Annotated in this window: 15 protein-coding genes; 12 read left to right on the forward strand and 3 right to left on the reverse strand. The window is 64.9% G+C overall.

Features of this window, described 5'->3' with window-relative positions:
• Nucleotides 1-238: 238 nt before the first annotated feature.
• The 7 genes from dnaJ (at nucleotide 239) to C7G41_RS18915 (ending at nucleotide 5584) form a co-directional block, all read left to right on the forward strand.
• Nucleotides 239-1369: a molecular chaperone DnaJ gene (gene dnaJ / locus C7G41_RS18885; RefSeq protein ID WP_106943975.1), complete on the forward strand. Its 1131-nt coding sequence runs from the start codon at nucleotides 239-241 to the stop codon at nucleotides 1367-1369.
• Nucleotides 1370-1457: 88 nt separating this feature from the next.
• Nucleotides 1458-2057 (forward strand): class I SAM-dependent methyltransferase, encoded by a 600-nt coding sequence (locus C7G41_RS18890; protein WP_007598495.1) that lies wholly within the window; start codon nucleotides 1458-1460, stop codon nucleotides 2055-2057.
• A gap of 57 nt (nucleotides 2058-2114) precedes the next feature.
• The gene (locus tag C7G41_RS18895; RefSeq protein ID WP_106944071.1) at nucleotides 2115-2693 is read left to right on the forward strand and encodes an NADPH-dependent FMN reductase; all 579 of its coding nucleotides are present in this window, start codon (nucleotides 2115-2117) and stop codon (nucleotides 2691-2693) included.
• Between the two features lie 6 nt (nucleotides 2694-2699).
• Nucleotides 2700-3413 carry an orotidine-5'-phosphate decarboxylase gene (gene pyrF / locus C7G41_RS18900; RefSeq protein WP_106943976.1) on the forward strand — a complete coding sequence of 238 codons (714 nt, stop codon included), beginning with the start codon at nucleotides 2700-2702 and terminating at the stop codon, nucleotides 3411-3413.
• Nucleotides 3414-3487: 74 nt separating this feature from the next.
• Complete coding sequence (locus C7G41_RS18905; RefSeq protein WP_027566211.1) at nucleotides 3488-3799, forward strand: DUF1330 domain-containing protein; 312 nt, start codon at nucleotides 3488-3490, stop codon at nucleotides 3797-3799.
• Between the two features lie 265 nt (nucleotides 3800-4064).
• Nucleotides 4065-4880, forward strand: coding sequence for a 4-hydroxy-tetrahydrodipicolinate reductase (dapB, locus tag C7G41_RS18910; protein WP_106943977.1), 816 nt, complete (start codon nucleotides 4065-4067; stop codon nucleotides 4878-4880).
• An 80-nt stretch (nucleotides 4881-4960) separates the two neighbouring features.
• Nucleotides 4961-5584: a 2,3-bisphosphoglycerate-dependent phosphoglycerate mutase gene (locus C7G41_RS18915; RefSeq protein ID WP_106943978.1), complete on the forward strand. Its 624-nt coding sequence runs from the start codon at nucleotides 4961-4963 to the stop codon at nucleotides 5582-5584.
• A 209-nt stretch (nucleotides 5585-5793) separates the two neighbouring features.
• On the opposite strand, the gene C7G41_RS18920 is transcribed toward C7G41_RS18915, so the two are convergent.
• Both C7G41_RS18920 and C7G41_RS18925 read right to left on the reverse strand, forming a co-directional pair.
• Nucleotides 5794-6690 (reverse strand): bifunctional helix-turn-helix domain-containing protein/methylated-DNA--[protein]-cysteine S-methyltransferase, encoded by an 897-nt coding sequence (locus tag C7G41_RS18920; protein WP_106944072.1) that lies wholly within the window; start codon nucleotides 6688-6690, stop codon nucleotides 5794-5796.
• Between the two features lie 56 nt (nucleotides 6691-6746).
• Nucleotides 6747-7280: a DUF2244 domain-containing protein gene (locus C7G41_RS18925; protein WP_007598508.1), complete on the reverse strand. Its 534-nt coding sequence runs from the start codon at nucleotides 7278-7280 to the stop codon at nucleotides 6747-6749.
• Between the two features lie 22 nt (nucleotides 7281-7302).
• Between C7G41_RS18925 and nth the strand changes: the two genes are divergently transcribed.
• The 3 genes from nth to C7G41_RS18940 all read left to right on the forward strand — a co-directional run bounded on the left by nth (nucleotide 7303) and on the right by C7G41_RS18940 (nucleotide 10931).
• The gene (nth, locus tag C7G41_RS18930) at nucleotides 7303-8055 is read left to right on the forward strand and encodes an endonuclease III (RefSeq protein WP_199198470.1); all 753 of its coding nucleotides are present in this window, start codon (nucleotides 7303-7305) and stop codon (nucleotides 8053-8055) included.
• Between the two features lie 124 nt (nucleotides 8056-8179).
• Nucleotides 8180-9316 carry an HlyD family secretion protein gene (locus C7G41_RS18935; protein WP_106943980.1) on the forward strand — a complete coding sequence of 379 codons (1137 nt, stop codon included), beginning with the start codon at nucleotides 8180-8182 and terminating at the stop codon, nucleotides 9314-9316.
• Nucleotides 9303-10931: an MFS transporter gene (locus C7G41_RS18940; RefSeq protein ID WP_106943981.1), complete on the forward strand. Its 1629-nt coding sequence runs from the start codon at nucleotides 9303-9305 to the stop codon at nucleotides 10929-10931. The genes C7G41_RS18935 and C7G41_RS18940 overlap by 14 nt, the downstream gene beginning before the upstream one ends.
• A gap of 172 nt (nucleotides 10932-11103) precedes the next feature.
• Here C7G41_RS18940 and C7G41_RS18945 read toward each other — a convergent pair whose 3' ends face one another.
• Nucleotides 11104-11844, reverse strand: a complete 741-nt coding sequence (locus C7G41_RS18945) for a sulfate transporter family protein (protein ID WP_106943982.1) — start codon at nucleotides 11842-11844, stop codon at nucleotides 11104-11106.
• Nucleotides 11845-12135: 291 nt separating this feature from the next.
• Between C7G41_RS18945 and C7G41_RS18950 the strand changes: the two genes are divergently transcribed.
• A complete protein-coding gene (locus C7G41_RS18950; protein ID WP_199198480.1) occupies nucleotides 12136-13329 on the forward strand; it encodes a CoA transferase in 1194 nt (397 codons plus the stop codon).
• The gene (locus tag C7G41_RS18955; protein ID WP_106943983.1) at nucleotides 13326-14273 is read left to right on the forward strand and encodes a hydroxymethylglutaryl-CoA lyase; all 948 of its coding nucleotides are present in this window, start codon (nucleotides 13326-13328) and stop codon (nucleotides 14271-14273) included. Before C7G41_RS18950 ends, C7G41_RS18955 begins: the two co-directional genes overlap by 4 nt.
• The last annotated feature ends 81 nt before the right edge of the window (nucleotides 14274-14354 follow it).

Below are 14354 nucleotides of genomic sequence, written 5' to 3' on the forward strand. Positions count from 1 at the left end.
CCCACACGCGCCAACGGCCTCCTCCCTCGCGGGGGAGGCCATCGTGTCGGGCTCGACGGGCCAGGATTCTCAAGAAGGCTCTGTTGAGATCGGCCTCGTTACGATCGATCAATTCCCAGCCGTTATTCTGAATGCTGCCGTGCAATCCTCTGCCGCGAGGCGGAAGGCTGCCTATATCGTTGCATGGCGACGTTGCTTCGCTCCGACTTGAATCGCGATCGGATAGACTGAGCTCATCATGTCCACGTCCACCAAGCGCTGCTATTACGAAACCCTCGAAGTCGAACGCGATGCCGACGATTCCGTCCTGAAATCGTCGTTCCGCAAGCTGGCGATGAAGTTTCACCCCGACCGCAATCCCGGGGACGACACCAGCGAAGTCAAGTTCAAGGAAATTAACGAGGCCTACGAGGTCCTGAAAGACAAGGACAAGCGCGCCGCCTACGACCGTTACGGCCATGCCGCCTTCGAGCAGGGCGGCGGCGGTGCCGGTTTCGGCGCGGGCTTCGCCTCCTCCTTTTCCGACATTTTCGAAGATTTGTTCGGCATGGCCGGACAGCGCGGCGGCCGTGGCGGTCGCGAGCGCGGCGCCGACCTGCGCTACAATATGGAAATCACGCTCGAGGAAGCTTTTGGCGGCAAGACCGCGCAGATCGAGATTCCGGTCTCGGTCACCTGCGAGGCCTGTTCGGGCATCGGGGCCAAGGCCGGCACCAAGCCGAAGACCTGCTCGACCTGCGGCGGCGCTGGACGCGTACGTCAGTCGCAGGGCTTCTTCACGCTGGAGCGCACCTGTCCGGGCTGCCAGGGGCGCGGCCAGATGATCGAGGACGCCTGCCCGTCCTGCTCGGGTCAGGGGCGCGTCACCCGCGAGCGGACGCTGTCGGTCAACATTCCCCCGGGCGTCGAGGACGGCACCAGGATCAGGCTCGCCGGCGAGGGCGAGGCCGGGGTCCGCGGCGGCCCGCCCGGCGACCTCTACATCTTCCTGTCGCTGGCCCAGCACCAGTTCTTCCAGCGCGACGGCGCCGATCTGCATTGTCGTGTGCCGATCTCGATGGTGACGGCCGCGCTTGGCGGCGAATTCGAGGTGCCGACCATCGAGAAGGGCAAGACCAAGGTGAAGGTCCCCGCGGGGACCCAGTCCAGCCGCCGATTCCGCATTGCATCAAAAGGCATGCCGGTGCTGCGCTCGCGCCAGATGGGCGACATGTACGTTCAGGTCGTGGTCGAAACCCCGCAAAATCTCACCAAGAAGCAGCAGGAGTTGCTGGCCGAGTTCGAAAAACTCTCCTCCGGCAACACCCAGCCGGAATCCGAGGGTTTCTTCACCAAGGTCAAGGATTTCTTCGGTAATCGCGCGAGTTGACGCGTCTTGACCGTGCCGCCTTCGGCCTATACGTCTTTATGACCATTTTCTGACACGCCGCGGTCACGCGGTCCCGGCCGGTCCCGACATGCCATTGCCATCGTCCGCGCGTGCGTTGAAGAAGCCCCGTCTCGATGACGAGGTGCGTTTTCTCCGGTCATGGATTGAAAAGCCCCTCCACATGGGCGCGGTGATGCCGTCGGGCAAGCTGCTGGCCCGGACCATGGCCCATTACGTCGACGTCAATTCGGACGCACCGGTGGTCGAGCTCGGACCCGGTACCGGCGCCATCACCTCGGCCCTGGTCGAGCGCGGCGTCGACCAGAAGCGTCTCGTCCTTGTCGAATACAATCCAGGCTTCTGCGCCCTGCTGCGCGACCGCTATCCGCAGGCCAAGGTGGTGCAGGGCGATGCCTATCGCCTGCGTGATACGCTGTGGAACGTCTTGAGCGCGCCGGCCTCCGCAGTCGTCTCCGGCCTGCCGCTGGTCACAAAACCGATGCTGACGCGGCTGCGGCTCATCCGCGACGCCTTCACGGCGCTGGCGCCCGGAGCGCCCTTCGTCCAGTTCACCTATGCGGTGGTGCCGCCGATTCCGAAATCGCTGCCCGGCGTGTCCACAGAGGCTTCGGAACGGATCTGGATGAACCTTCCGCCGGCCCGCGTCTGGGTGTATCGCAAGGACTAATTCCGCCGGCATTCCTGTTTGCGTGGCGGGCTCGTTTCGCCGAACGCATGGAAGCGGATGTCCGCACCGAAAATCCTGATCATTCCCGGCTCTCTGCGCACCGGCTCGCACAATGCGAAGCTGGCAGCGGTCGCCGCTTATGCATTCGACCAGGCCGGTGTCGACGTCACCCGCATCTCACTCGCCGATTTTCCGCTGCCGATCTATGACGGCGACCTGCAGGCCAAGTCCGGTGTGCCCAAGCACGCCATCAATCTCAAGCGCATGATCGGCGCGCATCATGGCGTGCTGATCGTGTCGCCCGAATACAATGCCTCGGTGCCGCCGTTGCTGAAGAACGCGATCGACTGGGTCAGCCGCGTGCATGAGCTGCACGAGCCGCGCGGCGAGGTGTTCCGCAACCGCGTCTTCGCGCTCGCCGGCGCCTCGCAGAGCCGGCTCGGCGCGGCTCGCGCGCTGCAGGCGTTGCGGCTGATCCTGACCTCCTGCCACGCCAATGTGATTGCCAGCCAGCTGACGCTCGCCTTTGCCGACCAGGCCTATGACGATATGGACAGGCTGAAGCACGAGGGCGATATCGCCGCGTTGCAGGAACTGGTGCGGCAGTTGATCGACATTTCCCAACGCATGATGTGAGGTGACATGACGCCAGCCGAGATTGCCCCGAAAGACCGCCTGATCGTCGCGCTCGATCTGCCCAGCGTTGATGCCGCGGAAGCGATGGTTAACCGGCTCGGCGACAGCGTCACCTTCTACAAGATCGGTTATCGGCTCGCTTATGCCGGTGGCTTGCCGCTCGTCGCCAAGCTCGCCGACCAGGGCAAGAAGGTCTTTCTCGATCTCAAGCTGCACGACATCGGCAATACCGTGGCGCAAGGCGTCGACAGCATCACCAGGCTCGGTGCGACCTTCCTCACCGTGCACGCCTATCCGCAGACCATGAAGGGTGCCGTCGAAGGTCGCGGCAGCTCGAACCTCAAGATCCTCGCCGTCACTGTTCTGACCTCCTACAACGAGGACGATCTGCACGCGGCAGGCTTCCGGCTCGGCGTCTCCGAGCTCGTCGAAGCGCGCGCGCAGCAGGCGCAGGTGCTCGGCATCGACGGGCTGGTATCGTCGCCCGAGGAAGTCGGAGCCTTGCGCAAGATCGTCGGCCACCAGATGAGCCTCGTCACCCCCGGCATCCGGCCGGCCGGCGCGGCGAGCGGCGACCAGAAGCGCATCATGACGCCGGGCCGCGCGATTGCGGCTGGCGCGGACTATCTCGTCGTCGGGCGGCCGGTGGTGGAAGCCGCTGACCCCAAGGCGATCGCTGAAGCTATTCAGGCTGAGATCGCGGAGGCACTCGGAGCATGATCCGGAAACGTGTGCAGCGGTTTTCCGATCGGATCATGCTCAAATAGAAACCCAACAACACAGGGAGAAGAACAATGGCAAAAGGCTACTGGATCGGACGCGTCGATGTGAGCAGTGACGAGGGCTACAAGCCCTATGCCGTCGCCAATGGTCCGATCTTCAAGAAATGGGGTGGCCGCTTCGTCGTCCGCGCCGGCAAGTTCACCACGGTCGAAGGCGCCAGCCGCACCCGCAACGTCGTGATCGAATTCCCGGACTACGAGACCGCGATCGCCTGCTACAACTCGCCGGAATACCAGGCAAACATCAAGGTCCGCCAGCCGCACTCCGTCGCCGACCTCATCATCATCGAGGGCTATGACGGCCCGCAGCCGTCCGACGGCTGAGGCTGGGTCTGCGCGCACGCCTCGTCCTTCGAGACGACCGCTCCGCGGTCTCCTCAGGATGAGGCTAAGCAGTATCGGCGCCGCCCGTCGAATTTGTTGCCACGGATTCCGACCTCATCCTGAGGGCCCGCCATAGGCGGGCGTCTCGAAGGATGGCCGCAAGCGACCGGCGCTCCAGGGGAGGGTGGAAGCCCGCCTGCCCGATCCCCCCCTTGGTTGCCGGAACTGCCTCCCCCCGCTACAACGGCCGTGAGAGGATCACACCATGTCCGACATGCGCTTGATTGTTGCTGGAGCCGGCGGCCGGATGGGCCGGGCGCTGACGCGGGCGATTGCCGAGACCAAAGGCGCGGTGCTGGCCGGAGCGCTGGAGGCGCCGGGCTCGGAGCTGCTCGGCAAGGATGCCGGCGTGCTCGCAGGCCTGCCGGCCAACGGCATCAAACTCTCCGGAGATCTCTGGGCGTTGTCGAAGGACGCCGACGGCATTCTGGATTTCACCGTGCCAGCGGCGACACTCGCCAATGTCGCGATTGCCGCCGAGCGCGGCCTCGTGCACGTCATCGGAACGACCGGGCTGTCGGGCTCCGACAACGCCGTGATCAAGAGCGTCACCAACCGCGCGGTGGTGGTGCAGTCCGGCAATATGAGCCTGGGTGTCAATCTGCTCGCCGCCGTGGTCAACCGCGTCGCCAAGGCGCTCGATGCGAGCTTCGACATCGAGATCGTCGAGACCCATCATCGCATGAAGATCGACGCGCCCTCGGGCACGGCGCTGATGCTGGGCCAGGCGGCCGCTAGCGGCCGCGGCATCGCGCTCGACGAGCATGCAGATCGCGGCCGCGATGGCATCACCGGCGCGCGCAAGCCCGGCGATATCGGCTTTGCGTCGTTGCGCGGCGGCACCGCGGCCGGCGATCACAGCGTGAGCTTCCTCGGCCCGTTCGAGCGCCTGACGCTGTCGCATCACGCGGAGGATCGCATGCTGTTCGCCCACGGCGCGCTGAAGGCCGCGCTCTGGGCGCATGGCAAGAAGCCGGGGCACTACTCCATGGCCGACGTGCTCGGCCTGTCTGACATCTGAACGAAGCGTGATCGGGAAAAGTATGAAGCGGTTTTCCGACAAGATCATTCTTAAACAACGAACGAAACGGAAAGCAGTCAATGAGCGAACGTCTTCTCGTGCTAGTGCGGCACGGCCAGAGCGAATGGAATCTGAAGAACCTGTTCACGGGCTGGAAGGATCCTGACCTCACCGAGCTCGGCGTGAAGGAAGCCTCGGAAGCCGGCCGCAAGCTGAAGGCGCAGGGCCTCGTGTTCGACGTCGCCTACACCTCGGTGTTGACGCGCGCACAGCACACGCTCGATCTTATTCTCGGCGAGCTCGACCAGAAGGGCCTGCCGACGACGAAGAACCTCGCGCTGAACGAGCGTGACTATGGCGATCTCTCCGGCCTCAACAAGGATGACGCCCGCAAGAAATGGGGCGAGGACCAGGTGCTGACCTGGCGCCGCTCCTACGACGTGCCGCCGCCCGGCGGTGAAAGCCTGAAGGACACCCTCGCGCGAGCACTGCCGTATTACGTTCAGGAGATCCTGCCCGGCGTGCTCAACGGCAAGCGCACGCTGGTCGCCGCCCACGGCAATTCGCTTCGTGCATTGATCATGGTGCTGGAAAAGCTCTCGCCCGAAGGCATCCTGAAGCGCGAGCTCGCGACGGGTGTGCCGATCATCTACCGCCTCAATGCGGATTCGACAGTGGCGTCGAAGCTGGATCTGGCGGGCTGAGCCGGATTGCGTGAGATGCGGCGCGGCCGCGCCAAATATTCAGTGTCGTCCCGGCGAAGGCCGGGACCCATAACCACAGGGAGTGGTTTGGCGAAGGCTTGTCGTTGTCGTGTCTTCGCGTGGGACTGACACCACTTGCCCTCGATAGATCACGCGGTATGGGTCCCGGCCCCCCGTGCGCAATTGCGCACTAGGCCGGGACGACAATTTTACTGCATCCCCAACTGCCCGGCCTCCCAGCCCAGCATCGCCTGCTTGCGGGTGATGCCCCAGTGGTAGCCGGTGAGCGTGCCGCTCTTGCCGAGCGCGCGGTGGCAGGGCACGACGAACGAGACCGGGTTCTTGCCGACGGCAGCGCCGACGGCGCGTGAAGCTTTCGGGCTGTTGATGTTGCAGGCGATGTCCGAATAGGACACCGCGCGGCCCATCGGGATCTTCAGCAACGTCTCCCACACTCGCACCTCGAAATCGGTGCCGATCATCACCACGCGCAGCGGCTGATCCGGCCGCCACAGTTTCGTGTCGAAGATGCGTTGCGCCAGCGGTGCGGTGCCTTCGTGATCCTCGACGTAAGTTGCGTTCCGCCACCGCCGTGTCATGTCGGCAAGCGCCACCTGTTCCTCACCGTGATCGGCGAAAGCGAGCCCCGACAGTCCGCGATCGGTCGCGATCACGATCGCGGTGCCGAACGGCGAGTGATGGAAGCCGTAACGCAAAATGAGACCCGCGCCGCCGTTCTTCCATTCGCCCGGCGACATCGCTTCGTGCGTGACGAACAGATCATGCAGCCGGCCCGGACCCGACAGACCGGAGTCCAGCGCGGCGTCGAGGATGCTTGCGGAGTCCCGCAGCAAGCCCTTGGCGTGATCGAGCGTCAGCGCCTGCATGAAAGCCTTCGGCGTGATCGAAGCCCAGCGGCGGAACAGATGGTGCAGCTCGTCCGGCGTGACGCCGGCCGCATCCGCCATCGCCTCGATGGTCGGCTGTGTCCGCCATTTTTCCGAAATGAAGGCGATCGCCCGGCGCACGGAATCATAGTCGCGCAACGCGGCGTTCTGGGAGCCCGGCCCGGCCAGGCGCTGGTCATGTATCGCGAGTGTCATCATGACCACAAATGTAGGAGAGGGCAGGGTGCGAAACCACCCGATTTCCGATCCGCCAATCAGGTGACCGGATTGTAGGTTGGACCGCGCCTGGCGGCATTCAAGGCCTCAACCAAACCTTTGTAAAAACTTGCCTTTTCGTCCGGTCCCAGAAAGCGGGCGATCTGGATCTGGTGACCTCGCGAAATCAGATAGAGGTGCTCGATGCCAAAATCCTCGTCGATTTCCATGTCGAGCCGGACCCAGAGCGGATTGAAGGTCCACTCGACGATCTGGCCGTGCTGGCTGACGCGCCGCACGCGCAATTCAGATGGCGTGACCACGATCTCCTCGCTGGCTCGCGCCGCGCGGAAATTGGCCTTGAAGGCCCACCAGATCACCAGCACGTCGAGGCCGAAGAAGCCGAACACCGGCCACGCTCCCATCATCAGGAAGACGAGGCCGGTGACGAAGCTGACGGCGCTCAGGAACAGCATCACGGCGAGGAAGCCGGTGCGGTTCAGCGAGCGGTGCGGCGTCAGCCGCGCGGAAAAGATCTGAGGCTCGGCCTCGCTCCCAGATCGTTCGCGCGCAATTTCGTTGCCTGTGCTCATCGTCCCTCAGTATATCCCGATCATGGCGAAAATCACCCGCAAGACGGCCCCGCGCAAAGCGCCCGTGCCGAAGAAAAAGGCAAAGCCGGTCGCGGCAAAGCCAAAGGCGCCCGCGAAGAAATCACTTAAGGCCATGAAACCCTGGACGCCGGCCGAGGTCCACGAGGTCTTCAGCCGTTTCCGCAAGGCCAATCCGGAGCCGAAAGGCGAGCTCGAGCACGTCAATCCGTTCACGCTGCTGGTCGCCGTGGTGCTGTCGGCGCAGGCGACCGACGCCGGCGTCAACAAGGCGACGCGCGCGCTGTTTGCGATCGCCGACACACCGCAGAAGATGCTCGACCTCGGCGAGGAACGCCTGCGCGAGTACATCAAGACCATCGGCCTCTACCGCACCAAGGCCAAGAATGTCATTGCGCTGTCTGCAAAGGTGCTCAGCGAGTTCGGCGGCGAGGTCCCGCGCACGCGCGCCGGGATCGAGTCGCTGCCCGGCGCCGGGCGCAAGACCGCCAACGTCGTGCTCAACATGGCCTTCGGCGAGCACACCATGGCGGTCGACACGCATGTCTTCCGCGTCGGCAACCGGACCGGACTTGCGCCCGGCAAGACGCCGCTGGAGGTCGAGCTCGGTCTCGAAAAGGTGATCCCGGCCGAATTCATGCTGCACGCCCATCATTGGCTGATCCTGCACGGCCGCTATACTTGCCTCGCGCGCAAGCCGCGCTGCGAGGTATGCCTGATCAACGATCTCTGTAGGTGGCCGGAAAAGACGGTCTGATGGCAATGTCCGTCATTCCGGGACGGTCCGTAGGACCGGGCCCGGAATCTCGAGATTCCGGGTTCGATGCAGCGCATCGCCCCGGAATGGCGAGGATGAGAGAGCGCGCTTTTGGAGTGATGTCGTGAGTCCACAAGAACAAGTTCCGTCATCGCCTCCCACCGCAGCGCCTGCTCCGCAACCCAAGCCCACCCAGCCACCGGCGACCCCACTCTGGAGCCGGCTCGCGATTCCGCTGTTCGCGGTGATCGTCGCGCTCGGCTTCGTCGTGCTGGCCACGCAGCGCTTCGACGAATGGGTCGGCAACGCGGTGGTCCAGACCACCAACGACGCCTATGTGCGCGCCGAACTGACGCGGCTTGCCAGTCGGGTCTCCGGCGAAGTGTTGACCGTCGGGGTCACCGACTTCCAGCGCGTCAAGGCCGGCGATCTCCTGATCCAGATCGATCCTGCCGATTATCAGGCGCAAGTTGCGCAGTCCGAAGCGGCGGTCGCCGCCGCGCAAGCCGTGCTCGACAATCTGGCCAACCAGATCGAGCTGCAATATGCGACGATCGCGCAGGCGCAAGCCGCGCGGCTCTCGGCCGAAGCCATGGAGGTCGAGGCTCGGCAGGAGCAGGAGCGTCAGCAGTCGCTGACGCAGACCGAATCCGGCACGCGGCAGCGGTTCGAGCAGGCGGTCGCAGGCTACGCCAAGGCGCAGGCCGATGTGCGCGCGAGCCGTGCCGTGATCGCGGCCCAGCAGCACCAGCTCGAAGTCCTGCAAGGCACCAGGAAGCAGCGCGCCGCCGATCTCGAAGCGACCAAGGCGACGCTGGCGAGTGCGAAGCTCAAGCTCGGCTACACCAAGATATCGGCGCCGTTCGACGGCGTCGTCGGCGAGCGGCAGGTCCAGCCCGGCGACTACGTCAACATCGGCACCAACCTCATCAACGTCGTGCCGTTGCCGAAGGTTTATGTGATCGCGAACTACAAGGAGACCCAGCTTACGCACGTCGCACCGGGTCAGCCGGTCGAGATCACCGTCGACGGATTCCCGCGTGAGAAGCTGCGCGGCCGGGTCGAGCGCATTGCGCCCGCGACCGGCGCGCAGGTCGCGCTGCTGCCGCCGGACAACGCAACCGGCAACTTCACCAAGGTCGTGCAGCGCATTCCCGTGCGCATCAAGTTCGAAGACAACCAGCCACTGCTGGCGCGGCTGGTGCCGGGCATGTCGGTCGTCACCAGCATCGACACCAGGGCCGGCAATGGCGGAAAATGACGATTCCAGTCGCGGGCCGCTCTCGCGCGGCGGCGTCGCCCCGCAGCCCTTGTTTGCGGTGGCGGCGGTGCTGCTCGGCTCGTTCCTCGCCAATTTCGACAGCCGCCTGACCACGATTGGCCTGCCGGATCTGCGCGGCGCGTTCTCGCTCTCGTTCGACGAGGGCGCGTGGCTCTCTACCGCAGGCATCGGCTCGCAGATATTCATCGCGCCCGCGGTGGCCTGGCTTGCCACCGTGTTCGGCCTGCGCCGCGTGCTCGGCATCCCCAGCCTCGTCTATGCCGCGATCTCGCTGATCATCCCGTTCGTGCACGACTATCCGACATTGCTCGCGCTCAGCGTCGTGCATGGCCTCTTGCTCGGCACCTTCGTGCCGGCGACGCTGATGATCATATTCCGCAATCTGCCGATCCGCTGGTGGCTCCCGGCGATCTCGATCTATTCGATCCGGGTCGGCTTCGCGCTTGATACCTCGAGCTCGCTGGTCGGCTTCTATGTCGACCATCTCGGCTGGCAATGGCTGTACTGGCAGAGCGTCGTGATCGCGCCCCTGATGGGCCTGATGGTTTATTGGGGCACGCCGAACGAGCCGGTCAATCGCGCTTTGCTGCGCGAGGCCGATTGGGGCGGCATGCTGCTGCTCGGCGCCGGCGTCTCGATGATCTATGCCGGGCTCGACCAGGGCAATCGGCTGGACTGGCTGGGGTCGGGGACGGTGATGGCGTTGATCATTGCCGGCGCAGTGCTGTGCGCGGGCTTCCTCGTCAACGAGGCCCTGGTGCGACAGCCATGGGCACATATCAACGTGCTGTTCTCGCGCAATATCGGCCTGGGGCTGGTCCTGATCCTGCTCTACACGCTGACCAGTCTCTCCAATGCGTCGCTGGTGCCGAATTTCCTCGCCACCATCGCCCTGCTCAGGCCGGAGCAGAGTGGCCTCCTGCTGCTCATCTATGGCGCGTTGCCGATGTTCGTGCTGGTGCCGCTCTCGATCTGGCTGCTGCGGCATTTCGATACGCGGACGGTGGTGGTCGTGGGATTTGCCTGCTTCGCCGCCGCCAATCTCTGGGGCACGCAGCTCAGCCATGATTGGGCGCGCGAGGATTTCGCCGGCATCGTGCTGCTCCAGGCGATCGGGCAGTCGCTGACCTTGCTGCCGCTGATCATCACGCTGCTGTCCAACTCCGATCCGAGCCGCGCCACCTCGTTTGCCGCCTATATCCAGATCATGCGGCTCGGCGGCGCGGAGATCGGCGTGGCGGTGATGGGGACGTGGCTGCGCGTCCGCGAGCAGATCCATTCCTTCTATCTCGGCCAGAATCTCGGCGTCGGCGACGTCGACGTGGTCCGCATGCTGAAACAGCTCGCCGACCATTTTGCGGCCCATGGTGCGGGCTCGGCCCAGGCCCGCGCGGTCGGTACGCTCGCGGACTTGGTCCAGCGCGAGGCCAATGTGCTCGCCTATATCGACGGCTTCTGGCTGTGCTTCTGGGTCGCGATGGCCGCACTCGGCGTCGTCGCCCTGGTCACCCGCGCCCCGCCGGGCCCGTTCACGCCGGCGCCGTTCGGCTTCGCCAGGATGCTGTTGCGCAAGTGCGGAGTGAAGGTCGCCTGAATGCGATGATGGTTGGTTCGTCCAATCGCGCGACGGGATTGGTCACCTCTCCCGCTTGCGGGAGAGGTCGGCACGAAGTGCCGGGTGAGGGTTCTCTCCTCTGGGGGATTGTCCCATTGCGGAGACACCCTCTCCCCGACCCTCTCCCGCAAGCGGGAGAGGGTGCGTCCCGTCACCGCATCTGCCGCGCCGGCTCGATCAGCTCGGGCCGCGGGCCTGAGAGCCGCTTATGCATGTGGACCATGAAGGCCATGGCGAAGATCGGCGTCGCCAGATTGACGATCGGGATCGAGACGAAGGCTGCGATGAAGAGGCCCGCGGTGAAGACGGTGGCGGCATTGTCGCGCCGCATCGCCTTGGCTTCCTCCGGCGAGCGAAACCGCATCGCCGCGAGCTCGAAATATTCGCGGCCGAGCAGCCATGCCGTGGCGAGGAAGAAGACCAGGAAACCGGCGCCGGCGAACAGCACCAGCGGCAACGCGACCAGATAGACCAGGATCGTCAGCAGCGCGGTCTTGACGCCCTCGTAGATCGCCTGGGTGAGCGGCAGCGCGACGCCGGGCCGCTCGGCCGGATAGTGCTCGCGCTCGACCATGTCGGCGACGTCGTCGACGAACAGGCTCGCCACCAGCGAGGTGATCGCGGGCATCAGGAACACAGCCCCGAACACGACGCCGAGGCCCGCGGCGATCGAAATGATCCAGGACAACACCTCGAGCGACGAGTGCCAGCCCGGACCGAGCAGGCCCTCCAGCCAGGCCTCGCCATAGGTCGCAAACCAGCTCAGGAGCCGCTGCAAGCCGATCGCCAGTACGATGATCAGCACCAGTGCGACGCCGATCGACCGCCACAGGATCGAGCGCATCGGCGGCGAGATCATTTGCGACAACGCCTTGACGGCGGCATCCAGCATGGGAGTTCCTCTCACGAAATCACCCGCGAGAGGTAGACACAGGAGGCCCGTTCGGCAAGGGAGATCGGCGGCACCGGCGCGGCGGCATCGCTGATGGCCGGATTGACTCGGCGTTCCCGATGGTGCGGCGTTGCAGAATTTTCCGGCGGCGTGATGCAGGTGGCGCTCCCCCTCTTCCCGTTCCGACGGGGGGAGGGTCACATCATGTTCGGCGAGATATATTTTCAGAAGGTCTGTGAAGGCCTAGGCTGGCGGGCAAGCGGAACCAGCCGGGCAAAGGAACAGGCGCATATGGAGATGGAAGAATCGGCGGCCGGATTGCCGCTTGCAGGCGTGCGCGTCGTCGAGATGACCCACATGGTCATGGGCCCGACCTGCGGCATGATCCTGGCGCAGCTCGGCGCCGACGTGATCAAGGTCGAGCCGCCTGCGGGCGACAAGACCCGGAGCCTCGGAGGAATGGGCACCGCCTTCTTCCCGTTGTTCAACCGCGGCAAGCGCAGCGTCGTGCTGGACTTCGAGAAGCCCGAGGATCGCGACACCATGCACCGGCTGCTGGCGTCGGCCGACGTATTCCTGGAGAATTTTCGCGACGGCCAGCTCGCGAAGCAGGGGCTTGGCGCGGACGAATTGCGCCGACGGCATCCGGAGCTGATCATCGCCGGCCACAAGGGTTTCCTTTCCGGTCCTTACGAGCACCGCCCCGCGCTCGACGAGGTCGTGCAGATGATGGCGGGCCTTGCCGCCATGACCGGCACCAGCGAAAAGCCCCAGCGCGTCGGCTCGTCCGCCAACGACATCATGGGCGGCATGTTCGGCGTGATCGCAATCCTCGCGGCGCTCTATCAGAAGCGCGGGGGAAAGCGCGACGGCGCCGACATTCGCATCGGCCTGTTCGAGAACTGCCTGTTCCTGGTCGCCCAGCACATGGTCGAATACGAGATGACCGGCAACAAGCCGCGCTCGATGCCGGAGCGCGAGCATGCCTGGCCGATCTACGACATCTTCGAAACCGCCGGCGGCGAGCGCATCTTCATCGGCGTCGTCACCGAAGGCCATTGGCAGAGCTTTTGCCGCGAATTCGGCCTGACTGAATTCCTCGATGATCCCGCCTTGCGCACCACGACCGATCGCATCCTGGCGCGTGGACGGATCATTCCGCGCGCCGCTGATATCATCAGGCAGTGGGACGTGGCAAAGCTGTCGCAGAGGCTCGATGCGCTCAACATCTGCTTCTCGCCGATCAACCGGCCCGAGGATCTCTTCACCGATCCGCATGTGCTGCGGCCGGGCGGGCTCGTCAACAATATCACTGCCGACGGCAAGCCGTTCCGGGTGCCGGCGCTGCCGATCGAATGGAACGGCAGCCATATCGGTGAAGGCCTGAAGGTCGCGCCGCTCGGCGCCGACACCGCGGCCGTTCGTGCCGAGATCGACAATGAAAATGAAGACGTCACGTCAAAAACAACAGGGAGGCGCGCATGAGCCGGATTCAGGAGATTTACCCCGCAGAGCGCGTCAGCCTGCGCGAAGTCGGCCTGCGCGACGGGCTCCAGCTCGTGAAGAAAATTCCGTCGACCGACGCGAAGCAGCGCTGGGTGCGCGAGGAATATGCCGCCGGCGTGCGGCATTTCGAGGTTGGCTCGTTCCTGCCGGCAAAGACTTTTCCGCAATTCGTCGATGTTCGTGACGTCGTCGCGACCGTCGCTTCATTGCCCGGCGCGCATGGCATCGCGCTTGCGCTCAACGAGCGCGGCGTGAACGAGGCGCTGGAATCCGGCGTCGGCGAGATCGCCTCGGTGGTCTCGGCAACTGAAGAGCACAGCCAGGCCAACGCGCACCGCTCGCGCGAATCCGCGATCGCCAATGTGAAGCGTCTGTGCGAGCTGCGCGATGCCACCCGCCACAAGCCGCTCGTCAACGCTGCGATCTCGATGGCGCTGGGCTGCTCGATCACCGGGGCGGTTGACCCTGCAGAGGTGCTGCGGCTGGTCGACAAGTGCCTCGAGGCTGGAGTCGATTTCGTCGGCATCGCCGACACCGTCGGCTATGCCGGGCCGAAGCAGGTGGCGGAGCTGACGCGCGCCGCGGTGAAGCTCGCGGGGTCAAAGCCGATCTGCATCCATCTCCACGACACCCGCGGCATGGGCATCGCGAACGCGGCCGCCGCGCTCGACGAAGGCGCGCGTATTCTCGATGGCTCGCTCGGCGGCCTCGGTGGCTGCCCCTTCGCACCCGGCGCGACCGGCAATGTCGTGTTCGAGGATCTCGTGTTCCTGTGCGAGAGCAAGGGCTTTACGACCGGGATCGATCTCGACAGACTGATCGCCGTCCGGAAGATCTTGCTGGAGGAAATGCCGAACGAGCAGCTCTATGGCGGCCTCGCGCGGGCGGGATTGCCGGGTGGGACCGCGGCGAAGGCGGCGTGATCCTTCCTCCCTTCTCCCCTTGCGGGAGAAGGTGGCGCGAAGCGCCGGATGAGGGGTCTCTGTCCGCGCACTCAGATCGTG

Origin of the sequence: Bradyrhizobium sp. MOS002 (assembly GCF_003020115.1) — a bacterium.
In the GTDB taxonomy this organism is placed as follows: domain Bacteria; phylum Pseudomonadota; class Alphaproteobacteria; order Rhizobiales; family Xanthobacteraceae; genus Bradyrhizobium.

What these genes read in the sequence shown, in the direction of transcription:
- C7G41_RS18920 (WP_106944072.1), bottom strand. Translation starts at nt 6,690, where the DNA reads ATGATGACACTCGCGATACATGACCAGCGCCTGGCCGGGCCGGGCTCC.
- dnaJ (WP_106943975.1), top strand. Translation starts at nt 239, where the DNA reads ATGTCCACGTCCACCAAGCGCTGCTATTACGAAACCCTCGAAGTCGAA.
- dapB (WP_106943977.1), top strand. Translation starts at nt 4,065, where the DNA reads ATGTCCGACATGCGCTTGATTGTTGCTGGAGCCGGCGGCCGGATGGGC.
- C7G41_RS18940 (WP_106943981.1), top strand. Translation starts at nt 9,303, where the DNA reads ATGGCGGAAAATGACGATTCCAGTCGCGGGCCGCTCTCGCGCGGCGGC.
- C7G41_RS18890 (WP_007598495.1), top strand. Translation starts at nt 1,458, where the DNA reads ATGCCATTGCCATCGTCCGCGCGTGCGTTGAAGAAGCCCCGTCTCGAT.
- C7G41_RS18895 (WP_106944071.1), top strand. Translation starts at nt 2,115, where the DNA reads ATGTCCGCACCGAAAATCCTGATCATTCCCGGCTCTCTGCGCACCGGC.
- C7G41_RS18945 (WP_106943982.1), bottom strand. Translation starts at nt 11,844, where the DNA reads ATGCTGGATGCCGCCGTCAAGGCGTTGTCGCAAATGATCTCGCCGCCG.
- pyrF (WP_106943976.1), top strand. Translation starts at nt 2,700, where the DNA reads ATGACGCCAGCCGAGATTGCCCCGAAAGACCGCCTGATCGTCGCGCTC.
- C7G41_RS18950 (WP_199198480.1), top strand. Translation starts at nt 12,136, where the DNA reads ATGGAGATGGAAGAATCGGCGGCCGGATTGCCGCTTGCAGGCGTGCGC.
- C7G41_RS18905 (WP_027566211.1), top strand. Translation starts at nt 3,488, where the DNA reads ATGGCAAAAGGCTACTGGATCGGACGCGTCGATGTGAGCAGTGACGAG.
- nth (WP_199198470.1), top strand. Translation starts at nt 7,303, where the DNA reads ATGGCGAAAATCACCCGCAAGACGGCCCCGCGCAAAGCGCCCGTGCCG.
- C7G41_RS18915 (WP_106943978.1), top strand. Translation starts at nt 4,961, where the DNA reads ATGAGCGAACGTCTTCTCGTGCTAGTGCGGCACGGCCAGAGCGAATGG.
- C7G41_RS18925 (WP_007598508.1), bottom strand. Translation starts at nt 7,280, where the DNA reads ATGAGCACAGGCAACGAAATTGCGCGCGAACGATCTGGGAGCGAGGCC.
- C7G41_RS18955 (WP_106943983.1), top strand. Translation starts at nt 13,326, where the DNA reads ATGAGCCGGATTCAGGAGATTTACCCCGCAGAGCGCGTCAGCCTGCGC.